General features: G+C 62.4%; 16 protein-coding genes. 3 read left to right on the top strand and 13 right to left on the bottom strand.

The window, feature by feature from the left end; all coding sequences use genetic code 11:
• Positions 1 to 79: 79 nt before the first annotated feature.
• From rpoE to BG83_RS0107385, 9 genes are all read right to left on the bottom strand, one after another.
• Positions 80 to 679: an RNA polymerase sigma factor RpoE gene (rpoE, locus tag BG83_RS0107345; RefSeq protein ID WP_004635646.1), complete on the bottom strand. Its 600-nt coding sequence runs from the start codon at positions 677 to 679 to the stop codon at positions 80 to 82.
• Between the two features lie 600 nt (positions 680 to 1,279).
• The gene (gene fabF, locus BG83_RS0107350) at positions 1,280 to 2,512 is read right to left on the bottom strand and encodes a beta-ketoacyl-ACP synthase II (RefSeq protein ID WP_024976105.1); all 1,233 of its coding nucleotides are present in this window, start codon (positions 2,510 to 2,512) and stop codon (positions 1,280 to 1,282) included.
• A gap of 113 nt (positions 2,513 to 2,625) precedes the next feature.
• Complete coding sequence (acpP, locus tag BG83_RS0107355) at positions 2,626 to 2,865, bottom strand: acyl carrier protein (protein WP_004635650.1); 240 nt, start codon at positions 2,863 to 2,865, stop codon at positions 2,626 to 2,628.
• 185 nt (positions 2,866 to 3,050) lie between these two features.
• Positions 3,051 to 3,800 (bottom strand): 3-oxoacyl-ACP reductase FabG, encoded by a 750-nt coding sequence (gene fabG, locus BG83_RS0107360; RefSeq protein WP_024976106.1) that lies wholly within the window; start codon positions 3,798 to 3,800, stop codon positions 3,051 to 3,053.
• Positions 3,801 to 3,814: 14 nt separating this feature from the next.
• Positions 3,815 to 4,744 (bottom strand): ACP S-malonyltransferase, encoded by a 930-nt coding sequence (gene fabD / locus BG83_RS0107365; protein ID WP_024976107.1) that lies wholly within the window; start codon positions 4,742 to 4,744, stop codon positions 3,815 to 3,817.
• A gap of 32 nt (positions 4,745 to 4,776) precedes the next feature.
• On the bottom strand, positions 4,777 to 5,757 hold the full coding sequence (locus BG83_RS0107370; protein WP_024976108.1) for a beta-ketoacyl-ACP synthase III: 981 nt from the start codon (positions 5,755 to 5,757) through the stop codon (positions 4,777 to 4,779).
• A 37-nt stretch (positions 5,758 to 5,794) separates the two neighbouring features.
• On the bottom strand, positions 5,795 to 6,856 hold the full coding sequence (plsX, locus tag BG83_RS0107375; RefSeq protein ID WP_024976109.1) for a phosphate acyltransferase PlsX: 1,062 nt from the start codon (positions 6,854 to 6,856) through the stop codon (positions 5,795 to 5,797).
• Between the two features lie 190 nt (positions 6,857 to 7,046).
• Complete coding sequence (rpmF, locus tag BG83_RS0107380) at positions 7,047 to 7,226, bottom strand: 50S ribosomal protein L32 (protein WP_024976110.1); 180 nt, start codon at positions 7,224 to 7,226, stop codon at positions 7,047 to 7,049.
• A gap of 115 nt (positions 7,227 to 7,341) precedes the next feature.
• Positions 7,342 to 7,878 (bottom strand): YceD family protein, encoded by a 537-nt coding sequence (locus tag BG83_RS0107385; protein WP_024976111.1) that lies wholly within the window; start codon positions 7,876 to 7,878, stop codon positions 7,342 to 7,344.
• 192 nt (positions 7,879 to 8,070) lie between these two features.
• Here BG83_RS0107385 and BG83_RS0107390 point away from each other — a divergent pair, with 192 nt between their 5' ends.
• Together BG83_RS0107390 and BG83_RS0107395 are read left to right on the top strand one after the other, a co-directional pair.
• Positions 8,071 to 8,667 carry a Maf-like protein gene (locus BG83_RS0107390; protein WP_024976112.1) on the top strand — a complete coding sequence of 199 codons (597 nt, stop codon included), beginning with the start codon at positions 8,071 to 8,073 and terminating at the stop codon, positions 8,665 to 8,667.
• Between the two features lie 3 nt (positions 8,668 to 8,670).
• On the top strand, positions 8,671 to 9,402 hold the full coding sequence (locus BG83_RS0107395; protein ID WP_024976113.1) for an SAM-dependent methyltransferase: 732 nt from the start codon (positions 8,671 to 8,673) through the stop codon (positions 9,400 to 9,402).
• A 17-nt stretch (positions 9,403 to 9,419) separates the two neighbouring features.
• On the opposite strand, the gene BG83_RS0107400 is transcribed toward BG83_RS0107395, so the two are convergent.
• The 4 genes from BG83_RS0107400 to BG83_RS0107415 are packed head-to-tail and all read right to left on the bottom strand — an operon-like array spanning position 9,420 to position 12,640.
• Entirely contained in the window at positions 9,420 to 10,532 is a 1,113-nt protein-coding gene (locus BG83_RS0107400; protein WP_024976114.1) for a S49 family peptidase, read from the bottom strand.
• Positions 10,533 to 10,571: 39 nt separating this feature from the next.
• Complete coding sequence (locus tag BG83_RS0107405) at positions 10,572 to 10,973, bottom strand: Rieske (2Fe-2S) protein (protein WP_024976115.1); 402 nt, start codon at positions 10,971 to 10,973, stop codon at positions 10,572 to 10,574.
• Entirely contained in the window at positions 10,966 to 11,625 is a 660-nt protein-coding gene (locus tag BG83_RS0107410) for an HAD-IIIA family hydrolase (RefSeq protein WP_024976116.1), read from the bottom strand. Before BG83_RS0107410 ends, BG83_RS0107405 begins: the two co-directional genes overlap by 8 nt.
• Positions 11,606 to 12,640, bottom strand: a complete 1,035-nt coding sequence (locus tag BG83_RS0107415) for an RluA family pseudouridine synthase (RefSeq protein WP_024976117.1) — start codon at positions 12,638 to 12,640, stop codon at positions 11,606 to 11,608. The genes BG83_RS0107410 and BG83_RS0107415 overlap by 20 nt, the downstream gene beginning before the upstream one ends.
• Before the next feature lie 736 nt (positions 12,641 to 13,376).
• Between BG83_RS0107415 and BG83_RS0107420 the strand changes: the two genes are divergently transcribed.
• Positions 13,377 to 16,427, top strand: a complete 3,051-nt coding sequence (locus tag BG83_RS0107420) for an Rne/Rng family ribonuclease (protein ID WP_024976118.1) — start codon at positions 13,377 to 13,379, stop codon at positions 16,425 to 16,427.
• Positions 16,428 to 16,476: the final 49 nt, after the last annotated feature.

Consider the following 16,476-nt stretch of genomic DNA (forward strand, 5'->3'; position numbering starts at 1 on the left):
ATCAACGATCCGAGAGAAGACTTCCCGAGGTTTCACCGTTTGCAGCCGCATGCGGCCGCCGGCTTGTCATATCGGCTGGCTACCACCGTTTGCCCTCCACTGTTCCCAGCAGGGGGCGCAATTTCTCGGCAATCGCCTCGCGCGCCCGGAAGATGCGGGACCGGACCGTGCCGATCGGGCATTCCATCGCTTCAGCGATTTCCTCATAGCTCAGACCCTCGATCTCCCGGAGCGTGATTGCGGTACGCAATTCTTCGGGCAGCGCTTCCATTGCACGGTTGACCGTTTCGGCCACCTGCTTGGTGTGCAGCATGGAGTCCGGCGTATTGATATCCCTTAGTAGCTCACCGTCGGCAAAAGTTTCAGCCTCTTCGGTGTCGATGTCGCTGGACGATTCCGGGCGCCGCCCCTGAGTCGCCAGGTAATTCTTGGCCGTGTTGACGGCGATGCGATACAGCCACGTATAGAACGCGGATTCCCCCCGAAATTGGGGCAACGCACGGTAGGCCTTGATAAAGGCATCCTGTGCCACATCCTCGACTTCGGCCGGGTCACGGATCAGGCGCGAGACGAGCCGGATGATCTTCCGGTGATACTTGACCACCAGCAGTTCAAACGCTCGCTTGTCGCCTTGCTGGACGCGCTCGACGAGGATCTGGTCGGCTTCGCGTTCGCTCACGGATTCTTCACCTGCAGTGTATCGCCTTGAATTTTTGTGACTTGGAAACGTTGTATTTTACCTACGACACACCGGACACCTGGGAAACCACTCGCGGAGGCCCCAAGCGCAACAGACTTCGCATACGACGTAGCGTCCCGGCGGAAAACCACGGCGGCATCAGCACAAAAATCTGTGGACACCACCCACGCCGCGCGACCCCCAGGACCAAGACGCGCTCACCGAGCGCCCATGACCATAACAGAGCCGCATTTTGGACAGCTTCTGGTGCTTTCAATCGGACCTGCCACGCGGCTTGGCCGGGCTCTCCGTCTTCTTTGAGACGAGCGCGCCACATCAGTTCCATAGCAAGCGGCGAACGGTTCACCATCAAAGGAAGGCAGGCAACCATCGTCAACCCGCTGATGATGCCCCAAGTCACCGACGGCAACATGGCACCCCACGTTTTGATCGCCCAGAACACAACAGCGCAGACAAGGGCGACAATGCCGAATCGGCTGATCGCGCACAACCGCCGATACAGCGCCGGAAAAACAATGTGCTGGACAACCAAGGCAAGAACGAAGCAGCACGCGCCGTGAGGCTACGTGCCGCTCTGCCTTACGGGCGCTTAAACACCAGCGTACCGTTCGTCCCGCCGAAGCCGAAGTTGTTCTTCACGGCCACGTCGATCTTCATGTCACGCGCGGTGTTGGCGCAGTAATCGAGATCGCACTCGGGATCCTGGTTGAAGATGTTGATGGTCGGCGGCGACACCTGATTGTGCAGCGCCAGCACCGTGAACACCGACTCCAGACCGCCCGCGCCGCCCAACAAGTGGCCGGTCATGGACTTGGTGGAGTTCACGACGACCTTGCTGGCATGATCGCCAAAAGCCGCCTTGATGGCTTCGGACTCGTTCTTGTCGCCCAGTGGCGTGGAGGTGCCGTGCGCATTCAGGTACTGGATCTGATCTGCGTTCATGCCGGCATCGCGCAGCGCGTTGAGCATGCAACGACGCGGGCCGTCCATGTTCGGCGCCGTCATGTGGAATGCGTCGCCGCTCATGCCGAAGCCTGCGACTTCCGCGTAGATCCTGGCGCCGCGCGCCTTGGCCGACTCGTACTCTTCCAGCACCATCACGCCCGCACCTTCGCCCAGGACGAAGCCATCGCGGTCCTTGTCCCAGGGGCGCGACGCGGTGGCCGGATCCTCGTTGCGCGTGGACAGTGCGCGGGCGGCGGCAAAGCCGCCGATGCCCAGCGGCGACACGGTCGATTCAGCACCGCCCGCAACCATCGCGTCGGCATCGCCCGCCTGGATCAGGCGCGCAGCCAGACCAATGCTGTGCAGACCAGTCGTGCAAGCCGTGACGGCTGCCAAGTTCGGGCCTTTCAAGCCGAACATGATGCTTAGATGGCCGGAGATCATGTTGATGATCGAACCCGGCACAAAGAACGGCGAAATCCGGCGCGGCCCGCGATCGACATAGGTCTGGTGCGTATCTTCGATCATCGGCAGACCGCCGATACCGGAACCGACCAGTACACCGATGCGCTCTGCATTGGCTTCGGTGACTTCCAGCCCGCTGTCCTTCAGCGCTTGCACGCCGGCAGCGATGCCGTAATGGATGAAGGTATCCATGTTGCGGGCTTCCTTCGCCGGGATGTAATCCTCAGCGTTGAAACCCTTCACCTCGCCAGCGAAATGCACGGCCAGGTTCGACGGATCGAATTTGGTGATGGTGGCGATCCCGGACTTGCCGGCGACCAGATTGGCCCACCCCTCGGTGACCGAGTTCCCTACCGGAGAGACCAGCCCCAGGCCGGTTACTACTACGCGACGACGGCTCACTATGCTTTCCTGCAACTCTGTATCAGCGACAAAGGCCACAGAAAACGCGCCACCCGGTCAAGCCGGACAACCGCCCTTTCTGTGGCCCGCGATGTCAAGAGATCGATTGACGCTTACGCCTTGACGTGGGCGGTCGCGTAATCGATGGCTTGCTGCACCGTGGTGATTTTCTCGGCTTCTTCGTCCGGAATTTCCATACCGAACTCGTCTTCCAGAGCCATCACCAGCTCAACCGTATCGAGCGAATCCGCGCCCAGATCGTTCACGAACGACGATTCGTTCTTGATGTCTGCCTCGGCCACGCCGAGTTGCTCAGCAACGATCTTCTTAACGCGTGCGTCGATGTTGTCCATTTAACCCTCCAGGGAAGTATTCGACAAAAAGTGCGCGCATTCTAGCAGGTTTGCGCGGTGAAAAACCGCGCGGGAATCCATGCAAAAACTGCGCCCAACATGATGCTAAAAGCCAGTTAAATCAGCGATCGCGCAGGATTCTGCACATGTGCAAAGCCCGCGCAGCCGCCGCCGGGACGGCTTCCTTATCCCATGTACATGCCGCCGTTGACGTGCAGCGTCGAGCCCGTAATGTAGCCCGCCGCCGGTGACGCCAGGAAGGCAACCGCGCTGGCGATGTCCTCAGGCGCACCGAGCCGGCCCAACGGAATTTGCGCCTTCAGCGCGGTATGTTGCTCTTCCGACAGGACCTTGGTCATGTCGGTATCGATAAAGCCCGGTGCAATGCAGTTGACCGTGATGTTCCGGCTGCCGATCTCACGCGCCAGCGCGCGAGCCATGCCTTCCACGCCGGCCTTGGCCGCGGCGTAGTTCGCCTGACCCGGGTTGCCGACGGAGCCCACGACCGAGGTGATGTTGATGATGCGGCCACCGCGCGCCTTCATCATCGGGCGCAACACGGCGCGCGACAGGCGGAACACGGCGGAGAGGTTCGTATCGATGACCGACACCCATTCGTCGTCCTTCATGCGCATCGCCAGGTTGTCCTGCGTGATACCTGCATTGTTGACGAGAATGTTCAGGCCACCGTGCGTCTTGATGGTTTCGTCGATGACCGCCTCGCAGCGCGCGGCGTCATTCACGTTGAGCACCACACCCGAGCCCTTCACGCCGGCCTCGGCAAAGTACGCGGTGATGGCTTGCGCGCCGGCTTCCGAGGTGGCCGTACCGATCACCGTCGCACCTTGGCGCGCTAGTTCCAGCGCAATGGCACGGCCGATGCCGCGCGAAGCACCGGTAACGAGGGCAACCTGATTGTTCAATGCTTGGGTCATACGAATCCCGTTGATTATTTGAGTTGGCCCAGCACGGCTTCTAGCGACGCCGGATCGAAGATCGCGTCGCCAACGATCTCACCATCGATACGTTTGACCAGACCCGCCAGCACCTTGCCCGGGCCGCACTCGACCACGCGGGTAATGCCGTCGGCCTTCATCTTCTGGACCGTCTCGACCCAGCGCACCGGCGACGCAGCCTGGCGCACGAGCGCATCCTTGATGGCAGCCGGGTCGCTCACCACAGCCACGTCAACGTTATTGATAACGGGGATCACCGGGGCATTGACCGTCACGTTGGCGAGATACTCGCGCAGACGATCCGACGCCGGCTTGAGCAGCGACGAGTGGAACGGTGCCGACACCGGCAGCGGCAGCGCGCGCTTGGCACCCTTGGCCTTGGCGATTTCGCAAGCCTTCTCGACAGCCGCCTTGGCACCGGCGATCACCACCTGGGCCGGCGCGTTGAAGTTCACGGCTTCGACCACACCCGCACCCGAAGCTTCGGCGCATGCGGCGCGTACGTCATCGTCCGACAGGCCGAGGATCGCGGCCATGCCGCCCTCGCCCACCGGTACGGCTTCCTGCATCGCCTTGGCGCGGAAACGCACCAGCGGTACAGCGTCTTTGAACGCGATGGCACCTGCGGCGACCAGCGCCGAATACTCGCCGAGGCTATGGCCGGCCACGACGGTCGGCGTCGGGCCGCCGGCAGCCTGCCATGCGCGATAGACAGCAACAGCTGCTGTCAGCATGACGGGTTGCGTGTTGGTCGTCAGATTCAGCTCTTCAGCCGGGCCTTCGGCAATCAGCTTGCCGATGTCCTGGCCCAGCGCGTCGGACGCCTCGGCCAGCGTGGCCGCCACGGCCGGATGATCGGCAAACGCATTGAGCATGCCGACCGATTGCGAACCCTGGCCGGGGAAGACGAAAGCGAATGTCATGGCTCGTATTGTTCGTTCTGGAAATTCGTCGATCAGAAGCGCAGCAGCGCGGCGCCCCAGGTAAAGCCGCCACCTACGCCTTCGAGCATCACGTGCTGACCGCGCTGGATGCGGCCATCGCGCACAGCAACATCGAGCGCCAAGGGAATCGAGGCAGCCGACGTGTTGCCATGCTCGTCGACGGTCACGATCAGGCGCTCGTTCGAGAGGCCCAGCTTCTTGGTCGTGCCCTGCATGATGCGGATGTTCGCCTGGTGCGGGATCAACCAGTCGACTTGCGAGGCTTCGAGCTCCGCGGCCGCCAGCGCTTCACGGGCAACCTTGTCGAGCACCGTGACGGCCAGCTTGAAGACGGCTTGACCATCCATGTACAGGAAGGCGCTACCCTGAATTGCCCCTGCGGCCACGTTGCCCGGCACGCACAGGATGTTGGCGTGGCTGCCGTCAGCATGCAGCGCAGTCGACAGGATGCCCGGCTCGTCAGAAGCCTGCAGCACCACGGCACCAGCGCCATCGCCAAACAACACACAAGTGGTGCGGTCGCTGAAATCGATGATGCGCGAGAAAACTTCCGAACCGATCACGAGCACGTTGCGGTACGCACCCGAGCGGATAAATTTGTCGGCGGTCGCCAGCGCGTAGACGAAGCCGGAACACACGGCCTGTATGTCGAACGCGGGACACCCGTTGGTGATGCCGAGCTTTTGCTGCACCAAGCAAGCCGTGCTCGGGAACACGAAATCCGGCGTGGAGGTCGCCACCAGGATCAGGTCGAGTTCGGAGCGATCGATGCCGGCAGCTTCGATAGCGCGCTCAGCCGCCTTCACTGCGAGGTCGCTGCACGTAACATCAGGCTCGGCGAAATGACGCGCCCGGATGCCGCTGCGCGAGACGATCCATTCGTCGCTCGTCTCAATACCCTTCTCGGCCAATTGGGCCGCCAGTTCGTCATTGGTAACCCGCTTGGGCGGCAGGTAGCTGCCCGTACCGATGATCCTTGCGAAACGTGTCATGTGCGGTGGGGTGAAATCTGACTCGGGAGCGACGCGTTCAAGCAGCGTCGGCAGCCGGAGTGGAAGTGGAGACCGGCGCAGCGCCCGCTGCGTCATGGTGCGATTCGAACGCCTGCGCAATGCGGGCGATCACGCCGTTAGCCGCAGCGTCGTAGGCACGTTTGATGGCCCATTCGAACGCGTAGGCATCGGCCGAGCCGTGGCTCTTGATGACCAGACCACGCAGGCCGAGCAGCGCGGCGCCATTGTAGCGCCGATGGTCCACGCGCCGTTTGAAACGCGTCAACACTGGCAGCGCCACGACGGCGAGCAGCTTCGTGAACAACGAGCGGCCGAATTCCTGGCGCAGCATCTCACCGATCATCTTGGCCAAGCCTTCGGTGCTCTTGAGCGCTACGTTACCGACAAAGCCATCACAGACAACGATGTCGGTCGTGCCCTTAAAGATGTCGTTGCCTTCAACGTTGCCGAAGAAGTTGAGATCGGAGGCACGCAGCAACTCACCCGCCTGCTTGACGACCTCGTTGCCCTTGATGACTTCTTCGCCGATGTTCAGCAGCCCAACCGTCGGACGAGGCTTCTGTTCAACCACCGACACCATCGCCGAGGCCATCTGCGCGAACTGCAGCAGATGCTCGGGCTCGCAGTCGGCATTGGCGCCAAGATCCAGCACGGTGGTGCCGGCACCTTTCTCATTCGGGATCGCGGTGGCGATGGCTGGGCGGTCAATGCCGTCCAGCGTCTTGAGAACGTAACGCGACACCGCCATCAATGCGCCGGTATTACCAGCGGAAACGCACGCCTGAGCGACGCCTTCCTTGAGCTGATTGATGGCCACGCGCATCGAAGAATCTTTCTTCTTGCGCAGCGCAACCTCGACCGGATCCTCCATCGACACCACCTCGGAGGCGGGAACGATGTGGACGCGCGGGTTCGCGGTGGCGTGAAGTCGCTTGAGCTGCGCCGCAATGGCATCGGGCTGCCCGACGAGCAGCATTTCGACGTCTTCGTGTGCGGCGAGAAAATGAATCGCTGCAGGGATTGTCACGCCAACGCCGTGATCACCACCCATGCAGTCGATGGCAAGCTTGATGGTCATGCGAGTCTGAGTTGCGGTTTCATGTGCGGCTCCGGCCGTTGGCGCGCGTATGGTACACAAACCCGTACACGCATTGCCGAATTTCGCTCAACAAAAAAGCGGCAAATTGGCTTGCCGCTTTTTCGCTTGCATCATGAACCTGTGCGTTCAGACCAGCCCAACACGCTTGCCAGAAAACTGGCAAATCGCATCAGTCGTTCTTGGTCTTCACAACCTTGCGGCCACGGTAGTAGCCGTTCGGGCTCACGTGGTGACGCAGGTGCACTTCGCCGGTGGTCGGCTCGACAGCGACCGGGGCCACCGTCAGGAAATCGTGCGAACGATGCATGCCGCGCTTGGACGGCGACTTCTTGTTTTGTTGAACAGCCATGACTGACTCCTAAGCAATTTAATCAATTTTATCACATCACACGGAGCCGGAGCGTAGCCATTCCGGTAGGCGTGTGAAACGTACTGCCATCAGCGCGCGCAATACTCGCGCACGCCTAATGTTTGGTTTTCAGGTTGGCCAGCACCGCGAACGGCGACGGCTTCTTTTCAGCTTCAGCCTCCTCCGGCAATACCTCATCCGGACAGGCTGCATGACGCGGCGACACCGGCAACGCCAGCAACAGCTCATCTTCGATCTGCGTGATCAGATCAAAGTTGCGCGAGCCGACGATGACATCGGCCTCATCGTCATCCAGCGGAGCGGCATCGGCCTCGGCTTCCGAGCGCATGACCTCCAGGCGCATGCGCACCGGCAGAGGTTGCTCGTACGCTTTGAGGCATCGCTGGCATTGCAGCCAGACCGCACCCTCCACTTCCAGATCCACGAAGAGCCGCTGGCGCGGCAACTGACCGGCGGTGGCTTCCTCGCGCACCAGACCCTGCAGCTGCCAACGGAACTGCGCGTTGGCGTCAGCCGGAGCATCGGCTGCTTGCTCGGCAAGCAGGCGAGGCATGTCGGCCAGATGAACCGCGCCACTTGCCGGCTCGCCTGCGCGAATGAACGCGAAAAGATCGAATGCACGAAAATCCACGAATCGAACCTGCTAAACGCGTTGCTGTTGGTGCGCGAACCGGATCGACCGCCCTGCAGCGCCCGACACCTTGCGCCTGGGCGCCCGGTTTGCGACACTGCGCGGCCAAACCGCGAAACGCGGGATTATAGCGGGCAGAAACCTCTGGCGTCAAAAGGTTTTGCTCAAAATCCACTGCATCTTCAAGCACTTATGACTTCTGCATCGCGTCCGCCGCTAATTCTTGCCTCCAGCTCGCCATATCGGCGGGAATTGCTCGAACGCTTGCGCCTGCCGTTTGAGATCGTGGTACCGAACATTGACGAGACCCCCGCTCCGGACGAGTCGCCCGACCGGACCGCTCTGCGCCTCGCCCGGCAAAAGGCGGAGAAGGTCGCAGCGGGCCATCCCGGCGCGCTGGTCATCGGCTCCGATCAGGTCGCCACACTGGACGGCAAGCAGGTCGGCAAACCCGGCGACCATGCCCGCGCACTGGCGCAACTGCACTGGATGCGAGGACGCACCGTCACATTCCATTCAGCGTTGTGCCTGTACGACGGCCGGACCGGGCAGCACCAGAGCGAGGACATCCGCACGCTGGCGACCTTCCGCGATCTTTCCGATGAGGAATTGGACGCCTACTTGCATCTGGAACACCCGTACGACGTTGCAGGAAGCGCCAAATCGGAAGGTCTGGGCATCGCCTTGCTTGAACGCGTGGAGTCGTCCGACCCGACCGCGCTGGTTGGCCTGCCGCTGATCGCCCTGACCAGCATGCTGCGCAACGTTCACTACCCGCTCTTCGCCTGAACCATGGCCGGTACGCTTTACCTCATTCCAAATACGCTGGGCTCGCGCGATGCGGCTGACCCGCTCCCTGACGTGATTCCGGCCGGCGTGCAGCAGGTCACCGCGCGACTCGATTACTTCGTCGCGGAGCATGCCAAGACCGCACGCGCGCTACTGAAGAAGCTGGCCGAGACCACGCCGCTGGCGCGCCCACTGCAGGAAATCACCATCCGCGAGCTGAACGTCAAAACGCCCGAATCGGAGCTGGAAGCGCTGCTGGCGCCGGTGGTTGCCGGCCAGGACGCGGGGCTGATGTCGGAAGCCGGCGTGCCGGCGGTGGCCGATCCCGGCGCAAATCTCGTGCGTCTCGCGCACCGACGCGGCGTGCGCGTAAAGCCACTGGTGGGGCCGAGTTCGATCCTGCTGGCGGTGATGGCGTCTGGCTTGAACGGCCAGAGCTTTGCGTTTAACGGCTATCTGCCGGTCGACGCCGCGGAGCGTAAGACCAAGCTGCGCGCGCTGGAGCAGCTTTCACGCTCAGCGGGCCAAACACAGGTGTTTATCGAAACGCCATACCGGAACGGCGCGTTGCTCGAGGCCATTCAGGCTGGCTGCGCGCCAAGTACGCTGCTATCGATTGCAGTGGACCTGACGCTGCCCGACGAGCAGGTCGTCACACTGCCGGTGAGCGACTGGCGCGCCGACCGCATGAACCTGCACAAGCGGCCGGCAATCTTCTCGCTGCTGGCGCGGTAGCGCGCCTCTTCCCTCTTCTACTCCTTCATCAGCAGCTTGAGCTGGCCCGTAGAGGCCAGCGCCTTCACAGCGCCCGCGCCCATGGCCGTGCCGAGCTTGCGTGCCACGCGCGAGGCGAAGTTTTCCTTGACGGTGTAGTCGACCACGTCCGGAGCCTTGATGACGCTGCGAGCGACGAAATCCGAGCTGCCGATCGCGTCGGCCAGACCAAGATCCACGGCCTTGGCGCCCGTCCAAAACAGGCCCGTGAACAGCGTCGGATCGTCCTTCAGACGGTTGCCTCGCCCCTGCTTCACCACATCGATGAACTGCTGGTGCACCTGATCGAGCATCTCCTGCGCATACTGCTTCTGCTGGGGCGACACGGGCGAGAACGGATCGAGCATTCCCTTGTTCGAACCGGCCGTGAGCAGGCGGCGCTCCACGCCCACCTTGTCCATCAGACCAGTAAAGCCGAAGCCGTCCATCAGCACGCCGATCGAGCCGACGATGCTGGCCTTGTCGACGTAGATTTTGTCGGCAGCTGCGGCCACGTAATAACCGCCTGACGCGCACATCTCTTCGACCACAACGTACAGCGGAATCTTTTTGTACTTGGCGCGAAGACGGCGGATTTCATCGTTGATCATGCCCGCCTGCACCGGCGAGCCGCCCGGCGAATTGATCTTCAGGATCACACCGACGGTGTTGTCGTCCGCAAACGCGGCTTGCAACGAGGCGTTGATGTTCTCGGCGCTGGCGTTTGTATTGGCCGCAATTTCGCCGTCGAGCGTGACAACCGCCGTGTGGCGGCCCGTGCTGACGGTCTCGCCTTCCAGACTGGCGAACGCGTAAATAAGCACCCCGATCAGGCCCAGTGTCACGAAGCGGAAAAAGATGCGCCAGCGGCGCGCGGCGCGCTGCTCACGGACGGTTGCCATCAATACTTTTTCCAGCACCTCTCGCTCCCAGCCGCCGGCCTGCGCGGATGCTGCCGGCGCAGATGCCGATGCGGGCTTACCGGCAGCCGGGTTCCGCAATTCGGCTTCAAGCGGATGATCAGCGTGCTGGGTGACTTCCAGCGCTTCTGATTTGCCTGCACCCTCGTTGGGGGCGTCGTCGGGCCCTTTCGGCGGAATCGAGTCGGTCATAGACAAGGAGAAAAACGGTCGAGAAGAAAAACTGCGCTGCTAGGCAGAAGGTGTTGGCACCGGCGCGGGCTCGGGCGCCCGAAATAGCGCATCCGGTTGCCACCAGACTGCGCCGTCGCGCTCAGCAACCTCAAGCTTGGACAAATGCGAGCCCCGGCAAGGGCCGCCGACGCACCGGCCAGTATCCGGCTCGTAAATGGCGCCATGCGTTGCACACATCAGATACAGGCCCGAACTTTCAAAAAACTGGCCTTCCTGCCAATCCATTTCCATCGGCACATGCGCACACTGGTTCAAATAACCGTGGACGCCGCCCGCGTAACGGACGACAAACGCGCTGACGAGCCGCCCGCGCACCTCCACCTGAAACCGGACCCCCAGGCCGCCATCTTCCAGCGCGGCGCCCTCGCACACACGAATTTGCTCAGCCATATCAGGCATGTTGCGTCAGCCAATTGTGTAAATCGGGAACCGACTTGGCGCTATACAGTGGCGTAAGCGAATCCAGCACATCGGCAGGATGCGCGCCGTATGTGACGGCTACGCCGGCGGCGCCCGCATTGGCCGCCATCTGCAGATCGTGCGTCGTGTCGCCAATCATCACCGTGCGCTCGACCTCCATGCCGAGATCGCGCGTAAGTTCGAGCAGCATCGCGGGGTGCGGCTTGGAGAATGTCTCATCTGCGCAGCGCGTGTTGTCGAAGACGCCCGTCAGATTCGTCGCTTCCATCGCACGTTGCAGGCCAACGCGGGATTTGCCCGTCGCCACGGCAAGCAGATAATTCTGGCGGCGCAATGCCTCCAGCATCTCACGCACACCCGGAAACAACACGAGCTGCGCGTCGCGGCTGAGGTAATGGAAGCGATATCGGTCAGCCAGCTTGCCGTAGTCGGCAGGATCGAGGGTCGGCACAGCATATTCGAGGGCATCCCGCAGGCCCAGTCCGATCACGTGGCTCGCCCGTGTATCGTCGGGCACCGGGAGGTCAAGATCCCGGCATGCAAGCTGGATCGACCGGGTAATGGCCGACGTCGAATCCATCAACGTGCCATCCCAATCGAAGACGATCAGATCAAAGCGCTGCTGCGGCATCGGAATCGGGGCCCTGGAAAGCGTTTAGGAAATCGGCACACTCGGCGGGCAACGGCGCATTGAACGTGACGATTTCACCGCTTTGCGGATGCGTCAGCTGCAGGCGATGCGCATGCAAGAACATCCGTGCCAGCCGCGGCGAAGCATTCGCACGGGATAGAGCCTTGTTCAAAGCGAAATCGCCGTACTTGTCGTCACCCAGGATCGGAAAACCGGCGTGCGCGAGATGCACACGTATCTGGTGCGTACGCCCGGTCTTCAGCTCGGCCTCCAGCAATGTGTACGGGCCAAAAACCCCCACCTTGTTGAAGATCGTGTGCGACGCTTGCCCATCCGCCTGTACACGCACCCGGCGCTCGCCTTCCGGCGTGGTGTATTTGTGCAGTGGCGATTTGATGTGTTGACGCTTGTGCGGCCAGACGCCTTTCACAGCCGCAAAGTACCGCTTGTCCAACTGACCCTCACGGATCTGCTCATGCAGCGCTACCAGCGCAGAGCGTTTTTTGGCGAGCAGCAGAACACCCGACGTTTCACGATCGAGGCGGTGTACCAACTCCAGAAACTTCGCTTCCGGGCGCGACTGGCGCAATTGCTCGATCACCCCGAACGCGACCCCGGAGCCGCCGTGTACAGCCACCCCGGCGGGCTTATCGATCACCAACAGATGCGCATCTTCGTGAAGGATCGTGAATTCTGCCGCCGGCACCGGGCGCGCGGCTTCTACCTGCTGGGCGATCCGCAGCGGCGGAATACGAACCAGGTCGCCGAGTTTCAAGCGGTATTCCGCATCGATGCGACCCTTGTTAACCCGCACCTCGCCGGACCGCAGGATGCGGTAGATATGGCTTTTGGGCACGCCCTTGGCCACGCGCATCAAGAAATTATCGATGCGCTGCCCTTCGGCGTCCTCGCCGATTTCAACATAGGCGACCGACTTGCCGTCGAGTGCGTCGCCGAGTGTGCCATGTCCGGCCTGTTGAATGCGGCCATCAAATGGATGGCGTAACTCATTCATTTTCAATATAATTTTCTCGCTGGACAGTCGTTTAAGCGCCAGCAACAGCCGGTCGGAACGAAACAACAGGTATTGTACACAGCCACCGTTTCGGTCCGGAACGCGCCGATCTCTCGCCCACTTGTGTTACAAAGCTAATCACGTGGCCGACTAATCGGCACGAAAGCAGCACGCACCGCTGTCCCATCGCGCAGGACGTGAACCAAAGATCACGTCGGCAAGGTCGGCCAGCGTAGAACGAGCAGCTGGTAGAACAGAATTCAAAGGCGGGCGCCACATGGTCATCCATACGGCGCCCGCTTGGTGAAAGAAGCCCTTGCCGCACCAGACTGGTGCCGGCCGGCTGAACATCCGGTTACCGCGTTGCCATGGCGGTCCGGCGGCAAAACTCCAAAAAGCAGCACGCCGCCCGATCTGCCCCGCCGCGGGTTTCGTCCGGACAAGCCGTCCGTCAATTCGCTCTTTGTGGTCGCTTCACGCGACTCGCCGCCGCCGGCCCGCCTGCGAATGCATCGGGCCCGTGGCACGAGTGACAGGACGCGCAACTGGACGCCAACCGCGTCCGCGGACTCCGCCCTGCCATCCATGATGATGCGTGGAATGCCCTCATTTCTTTCACCCGTGCCCCGTCGCGCCTTTTTTGTTGGCCGACACCTCGGCAATTCGTTGACCACCCGCTCCGCCTTTGCGTGCTCCATGAAGCGCCGTGCTTGCACGGCATTGGAGTGAGGTTGCAATGAAACGCATGTTGTTCAATGCGACGCAGCAAGAAGAATTGCGCGTCGCCATTGTCGATGGTCAGAAACTGATCGATATCGACATCGAAACCGCCGGGCGCGAACAGCGCAAAGGCAATATCTACAAGGGTGTCATCACCCGCATCGAACCGTCGCTGGAAGCGTGCTTCGTCAACTACGGCGAAGAGCGGCACGGTTTTCTCCCCTTCAAGGAAGTCGCCCGCGCCTATTTCAAGGACGGTGTGGACGTGCGCGGCGCGCGCATCCAGGACGCCCTGTCTGAAGGCCAGGAGCTGATCGTCCAGGTTGAAAAGGAAGAGCGCGGCAACAAGGGCGCAGCCCTGACCACGTTCATTTCGCTGGCCGGCCGCTATCTGGTGCTGATGCCGAACAACCCGCGGGGCGGTGGCGTGTCGCGCCGCATCGAGGGAGAAGACCGCCAGGAACTGCGCGAGACGATGGCGCAGCTGGAAGTGCCGGACGGCATGAGCATCATCGCCCGCACCGCCGGTATCGGCCGATCGGCCGAAGAGCTTCAGTGGGACCTGAACTACCTGATGCAGCTGTGGAAGGCCGTTGATGGTGCCGCCGTCGACAATAAGGCCCCGCTGCTGATCTATCTCGAATCCAGCTTGGTGATCCGCGCGATTCGCGATTACTTCCAGCCAGATATCGGCGAAATCCTGATCGATACGGACGATATCTACGATCAGGCCCGCGCTTTCATGAGCGTGGTAATGCCCGACAACATGAATCGGGTGAAGAAGTACCGCGACGACGTTCCCCTGTTCTCGCGCTTCCAGATCGAACACCAGATTGAATCGGCGTACTCGCGCATGGTGATGCTGCCGTCGGGCGGCGCCATCGTGATCGACCACACCGAGGCGCTCGTCGCTATTGACGTGAACTCGGCCCGCGCCACCAAAGGCGCCGATATCGAAGAAACCGCCGCACGCACCAACCTTGAGGCTGCCGACGAAATCGCTCGCCAGCTCCGCCTGCGTGACTTGGGCGGTCTGATCGTGATCGACTTCATCGACATGGAGTCGAGCAAGGCCCAGAAGGACGTGGAAACCCGCCTGAAAGACGCGCTGCGCCACGACCGCGCCCGCGTGCAGATGGGCAAGATCAGCCGTTTCGGCCTGATGGAGCTGTCGCGCCAGCGCCTGCGTCCGTCGCTGTCGGAAGGCTCGCACGTCACTTGCCCGCGCTGTAACGGCACGGGCCACATTCGCGATACTGAATCCTCTGCCCTGCAGGTGCTGCGCATCATCCAGGAAGAGGCGATGAAGGAAAACACCGCCGCAATTCACTGCCAGGTGCCGGTGGAGGTGGCTGCGTTCCTGCTCAACGAGAAGCGCCCGGATATCAACCTGATCGAGACGCGCTTCAAGGTCAACGTGCTGTTGATCCCGAACAAGCATCTGGAGACGCCGCATTACAAGCTGGAACGTCTGCGCCACGACGATCCGCGTCTGGACGACGACAAGGCCAGCTACAAGATGGCCGAAGAGGCCGCTAAGGAACTGGAAGCCGACACCGCCTACAGCACCCGTAAGGAAGCTGCCAAGCCGCGCCAGGAAGCCGCTGTCAAGGGCATCACGCCGGACCAACCGGCACCCGTGTCGGTGCCGCGCGCTGAGCGTCCGGCTCGTACTGAAGCCGCTCCAGCACCGCAGGCACCGGCTCCGGTGCCCGCCCAGGGTGGTTTCGTTTCGTGGCTGAAATCGCTGTTTGGCGCCAAGCCGGCCGAGCCGGTGGTGGCTGCGCCCGTCGAAACACCGAAGCAACGTGCTGAAGAAGGCAACCGCCAAGGCCGTGGCAATCGTCAGGACCGTGGTGGCCGTGGCCAGCGCGGCGAACGTGGCGAGCGCCAAGGTCAAGGCCAAAACGGCCGTGATGGCAACCGCCAGGGCCGCGAGCGCAACGAAGTCCGCGAAGGTCAGCAACAAGGCCAGCGCGAAGGTCAACGTGACGGCCAGCGTGACGGTCAGCGCGGCAACCGCGATCGCAACCGCCAGCCGGCCCAGGTCGAAGGCGCTGTTCGCGAGACGGCTGAAGCTCGTCAGCCGCAGCAAGGCCAGGAAGTGCGCGGCGAGGGCCAGAACCAGGGCCAAGGCCAAGGCCGCCGCGAGCGCAATCAGGAACGCCGCGAACGCCAGCCGCGTGAAGCCCGTGAGGGTCGTGAGCCGCGCGAGCCACGTGAAAACCGCGAGCCGCGCGAAAGCCGCAGCGAGCGCGACCAACAAGCCAAGGAAGCCGCAGCCGTGGCCGCCGAAGCCCTAATCGACCCGACCGCCGCATCGCAAGTGCCGCAACCGCTGCTCGACACCGCTGCGCCGGCAGAAGGCGTCGTGGGCGAAGGCGTGACTCCTGGCGTGGAAGGCAACGGTGAAGGTGAAGAGCGCCGCCGTCGTGGCCGCCGTGGCCGCAACCGCTATCGTCGTGACCGCGAGGGTGCGGAAGGCGTCCGTGCAGAAAGTGAAGGTGAAGGTGAAGGTGAAAACGAAGGCGCTGAACACGCAGACGAAGCCGTCGCCGAAATGCATGCCGAGCCGGTGCTGCCCGCGACCGTGACGGAACCCGTGCAGACGACGTCGTTCGCACCTGTTGAGAACCCGGCTCCGGTGGTACACGAACCGGTGCATGCTCCGGAAGCTGTCGCACCTGTGTCGGCCCTGCCGCAAGTGCAGCCCGCGGAGCCTGCCCTTGCAACCGCTACCGTAGCGCCTGCCGCAGAAGTGCAAGCGCCTCAAGAGGCCATCGTGACGGCCTTCGCCGAAGTGCCGGCTCCGGTGCCGGCTCCGGTCAGCACGATCGCCAAGGCTTCACCGTTGCCGATCGAGACGCTGCAGAGCGTGCTGGACAACGCTGGCATGACATGGGTCCACACTGACGATCAGAAGCTGCGTGCCTCGCAGGAAGAAGCTGCGCGCACCGTTACGGCACCGCGTGTGCCGCGCGAGCGCAAGCCGCTGCCGCCGGTCCAGCACGGCCCGATGGTTTTGGTCGAAACCAACCGCCCGGCGGGTGGTGCAGACCAGCAGTAAGCAGCACACCGGCGGGTAACCGCCGGGGCAAATACTTGAGGGCGGCTTC

Source organism: Ralstonia pickettii (assembly GCF_000607165.1).
GTDB classification, from domain to species: Bacteria; Pseudomonadota; Gammaproteobacteria; order Burkholderiales; family Burkholderiaceae; genus Ralstonia; species Ralstonia holmesii.

Bases quoted from the DNA above. Each gene is read 5' to 3' on its own strand.
- BG83_RS0107415 (WP_024976117.1), bottom strand. From the start codon at position 12,640: ATGAATGAGTTACGCCATCCATTTGATGGCCGCATTCAACAGGCCGGA.
- BG83_RS0107410 (WP_024976116.1), bottom strand. From the start codon at position 11,625: ATGCCGCAGCAGCGCTTTGATCTGATCGTCTTCGATTGGGATGGCACG.
- fabD (WP_024976107.1), bottom strand. From the start codon at position 4,744: ATGACATTCGCTTTCGTCTTCCCCGGCCAGGGTTCGCAATCGGTCGGC.
- rpmF (WP_024976110.1), bottom strand. From the start codon at position 7,226: ATGGCTGTTCAACAAAACAAGAAGTCGCCGTCCAAGCGCGGCATGCAT.
- BG83_RS0107395 (WP_024976113.1), top strand. From the start codon at position 8,671: ATGGCCGGTACGCTTTACCTCATTCCAAATACGCTGGGCTCGCGCGAT.
- acpP (WP_004635650.1), bottom strand. From the start codon at position 2,865: ATGGACAACATCGACGCACGCGTTAAGAAGATCGTTGCTGAGCAACTC.
- BG83_RS0107405 (WP_024976115.1), bottom strand. From the start codon at position 10,973: ATGCCTGATATGGCTGAGCAAATTCGTGTGTGCGAGGGCGCCGCGCTG.
- BG83_RS0107420 (WP_024976118.1), top strand. From the start codon at position 13,377: ATGAAACGCATGTTGTTCAATGCGACGCAGCAAGAAGAATTGCGCGTC.
- BG83_RS0107400 (WP_024976114.1), bottom strand. From the start codon at position 10,532: ATGACCGACTCGATTCCGCCGAAAGGGCCCGACGACGCCCCCAACGAG.
- BG83_RS0107370 (WP_024976108.1), bottom strand. From the start codon at position 5,757: ATGACACGTTTCGCAAGGATCATCGGTACGGGCAGCTACCTGCCGCCC.
- BG83_RS0107390 (WP_024976112.1), top strand. From the start codon at position 8,071: ATGACTTCTGCATCGCGTCCGCCGCTAATTCTTGCCTCCAGCTCGCCA.
- plsX (WP_024976109.1), bottom strand. From the start codon at position 6,856: ATGACCATCAAGCTTGCCATCGACTGCATGGGTGGTGATCACGGCGTT.
- fabG (WP_024976106.1), bottom strand. From the start codon at position 3,800: ATGACCCAAGCATTGAACAATCAGGTTGCCCTCGTTACCGGTGCTTCG.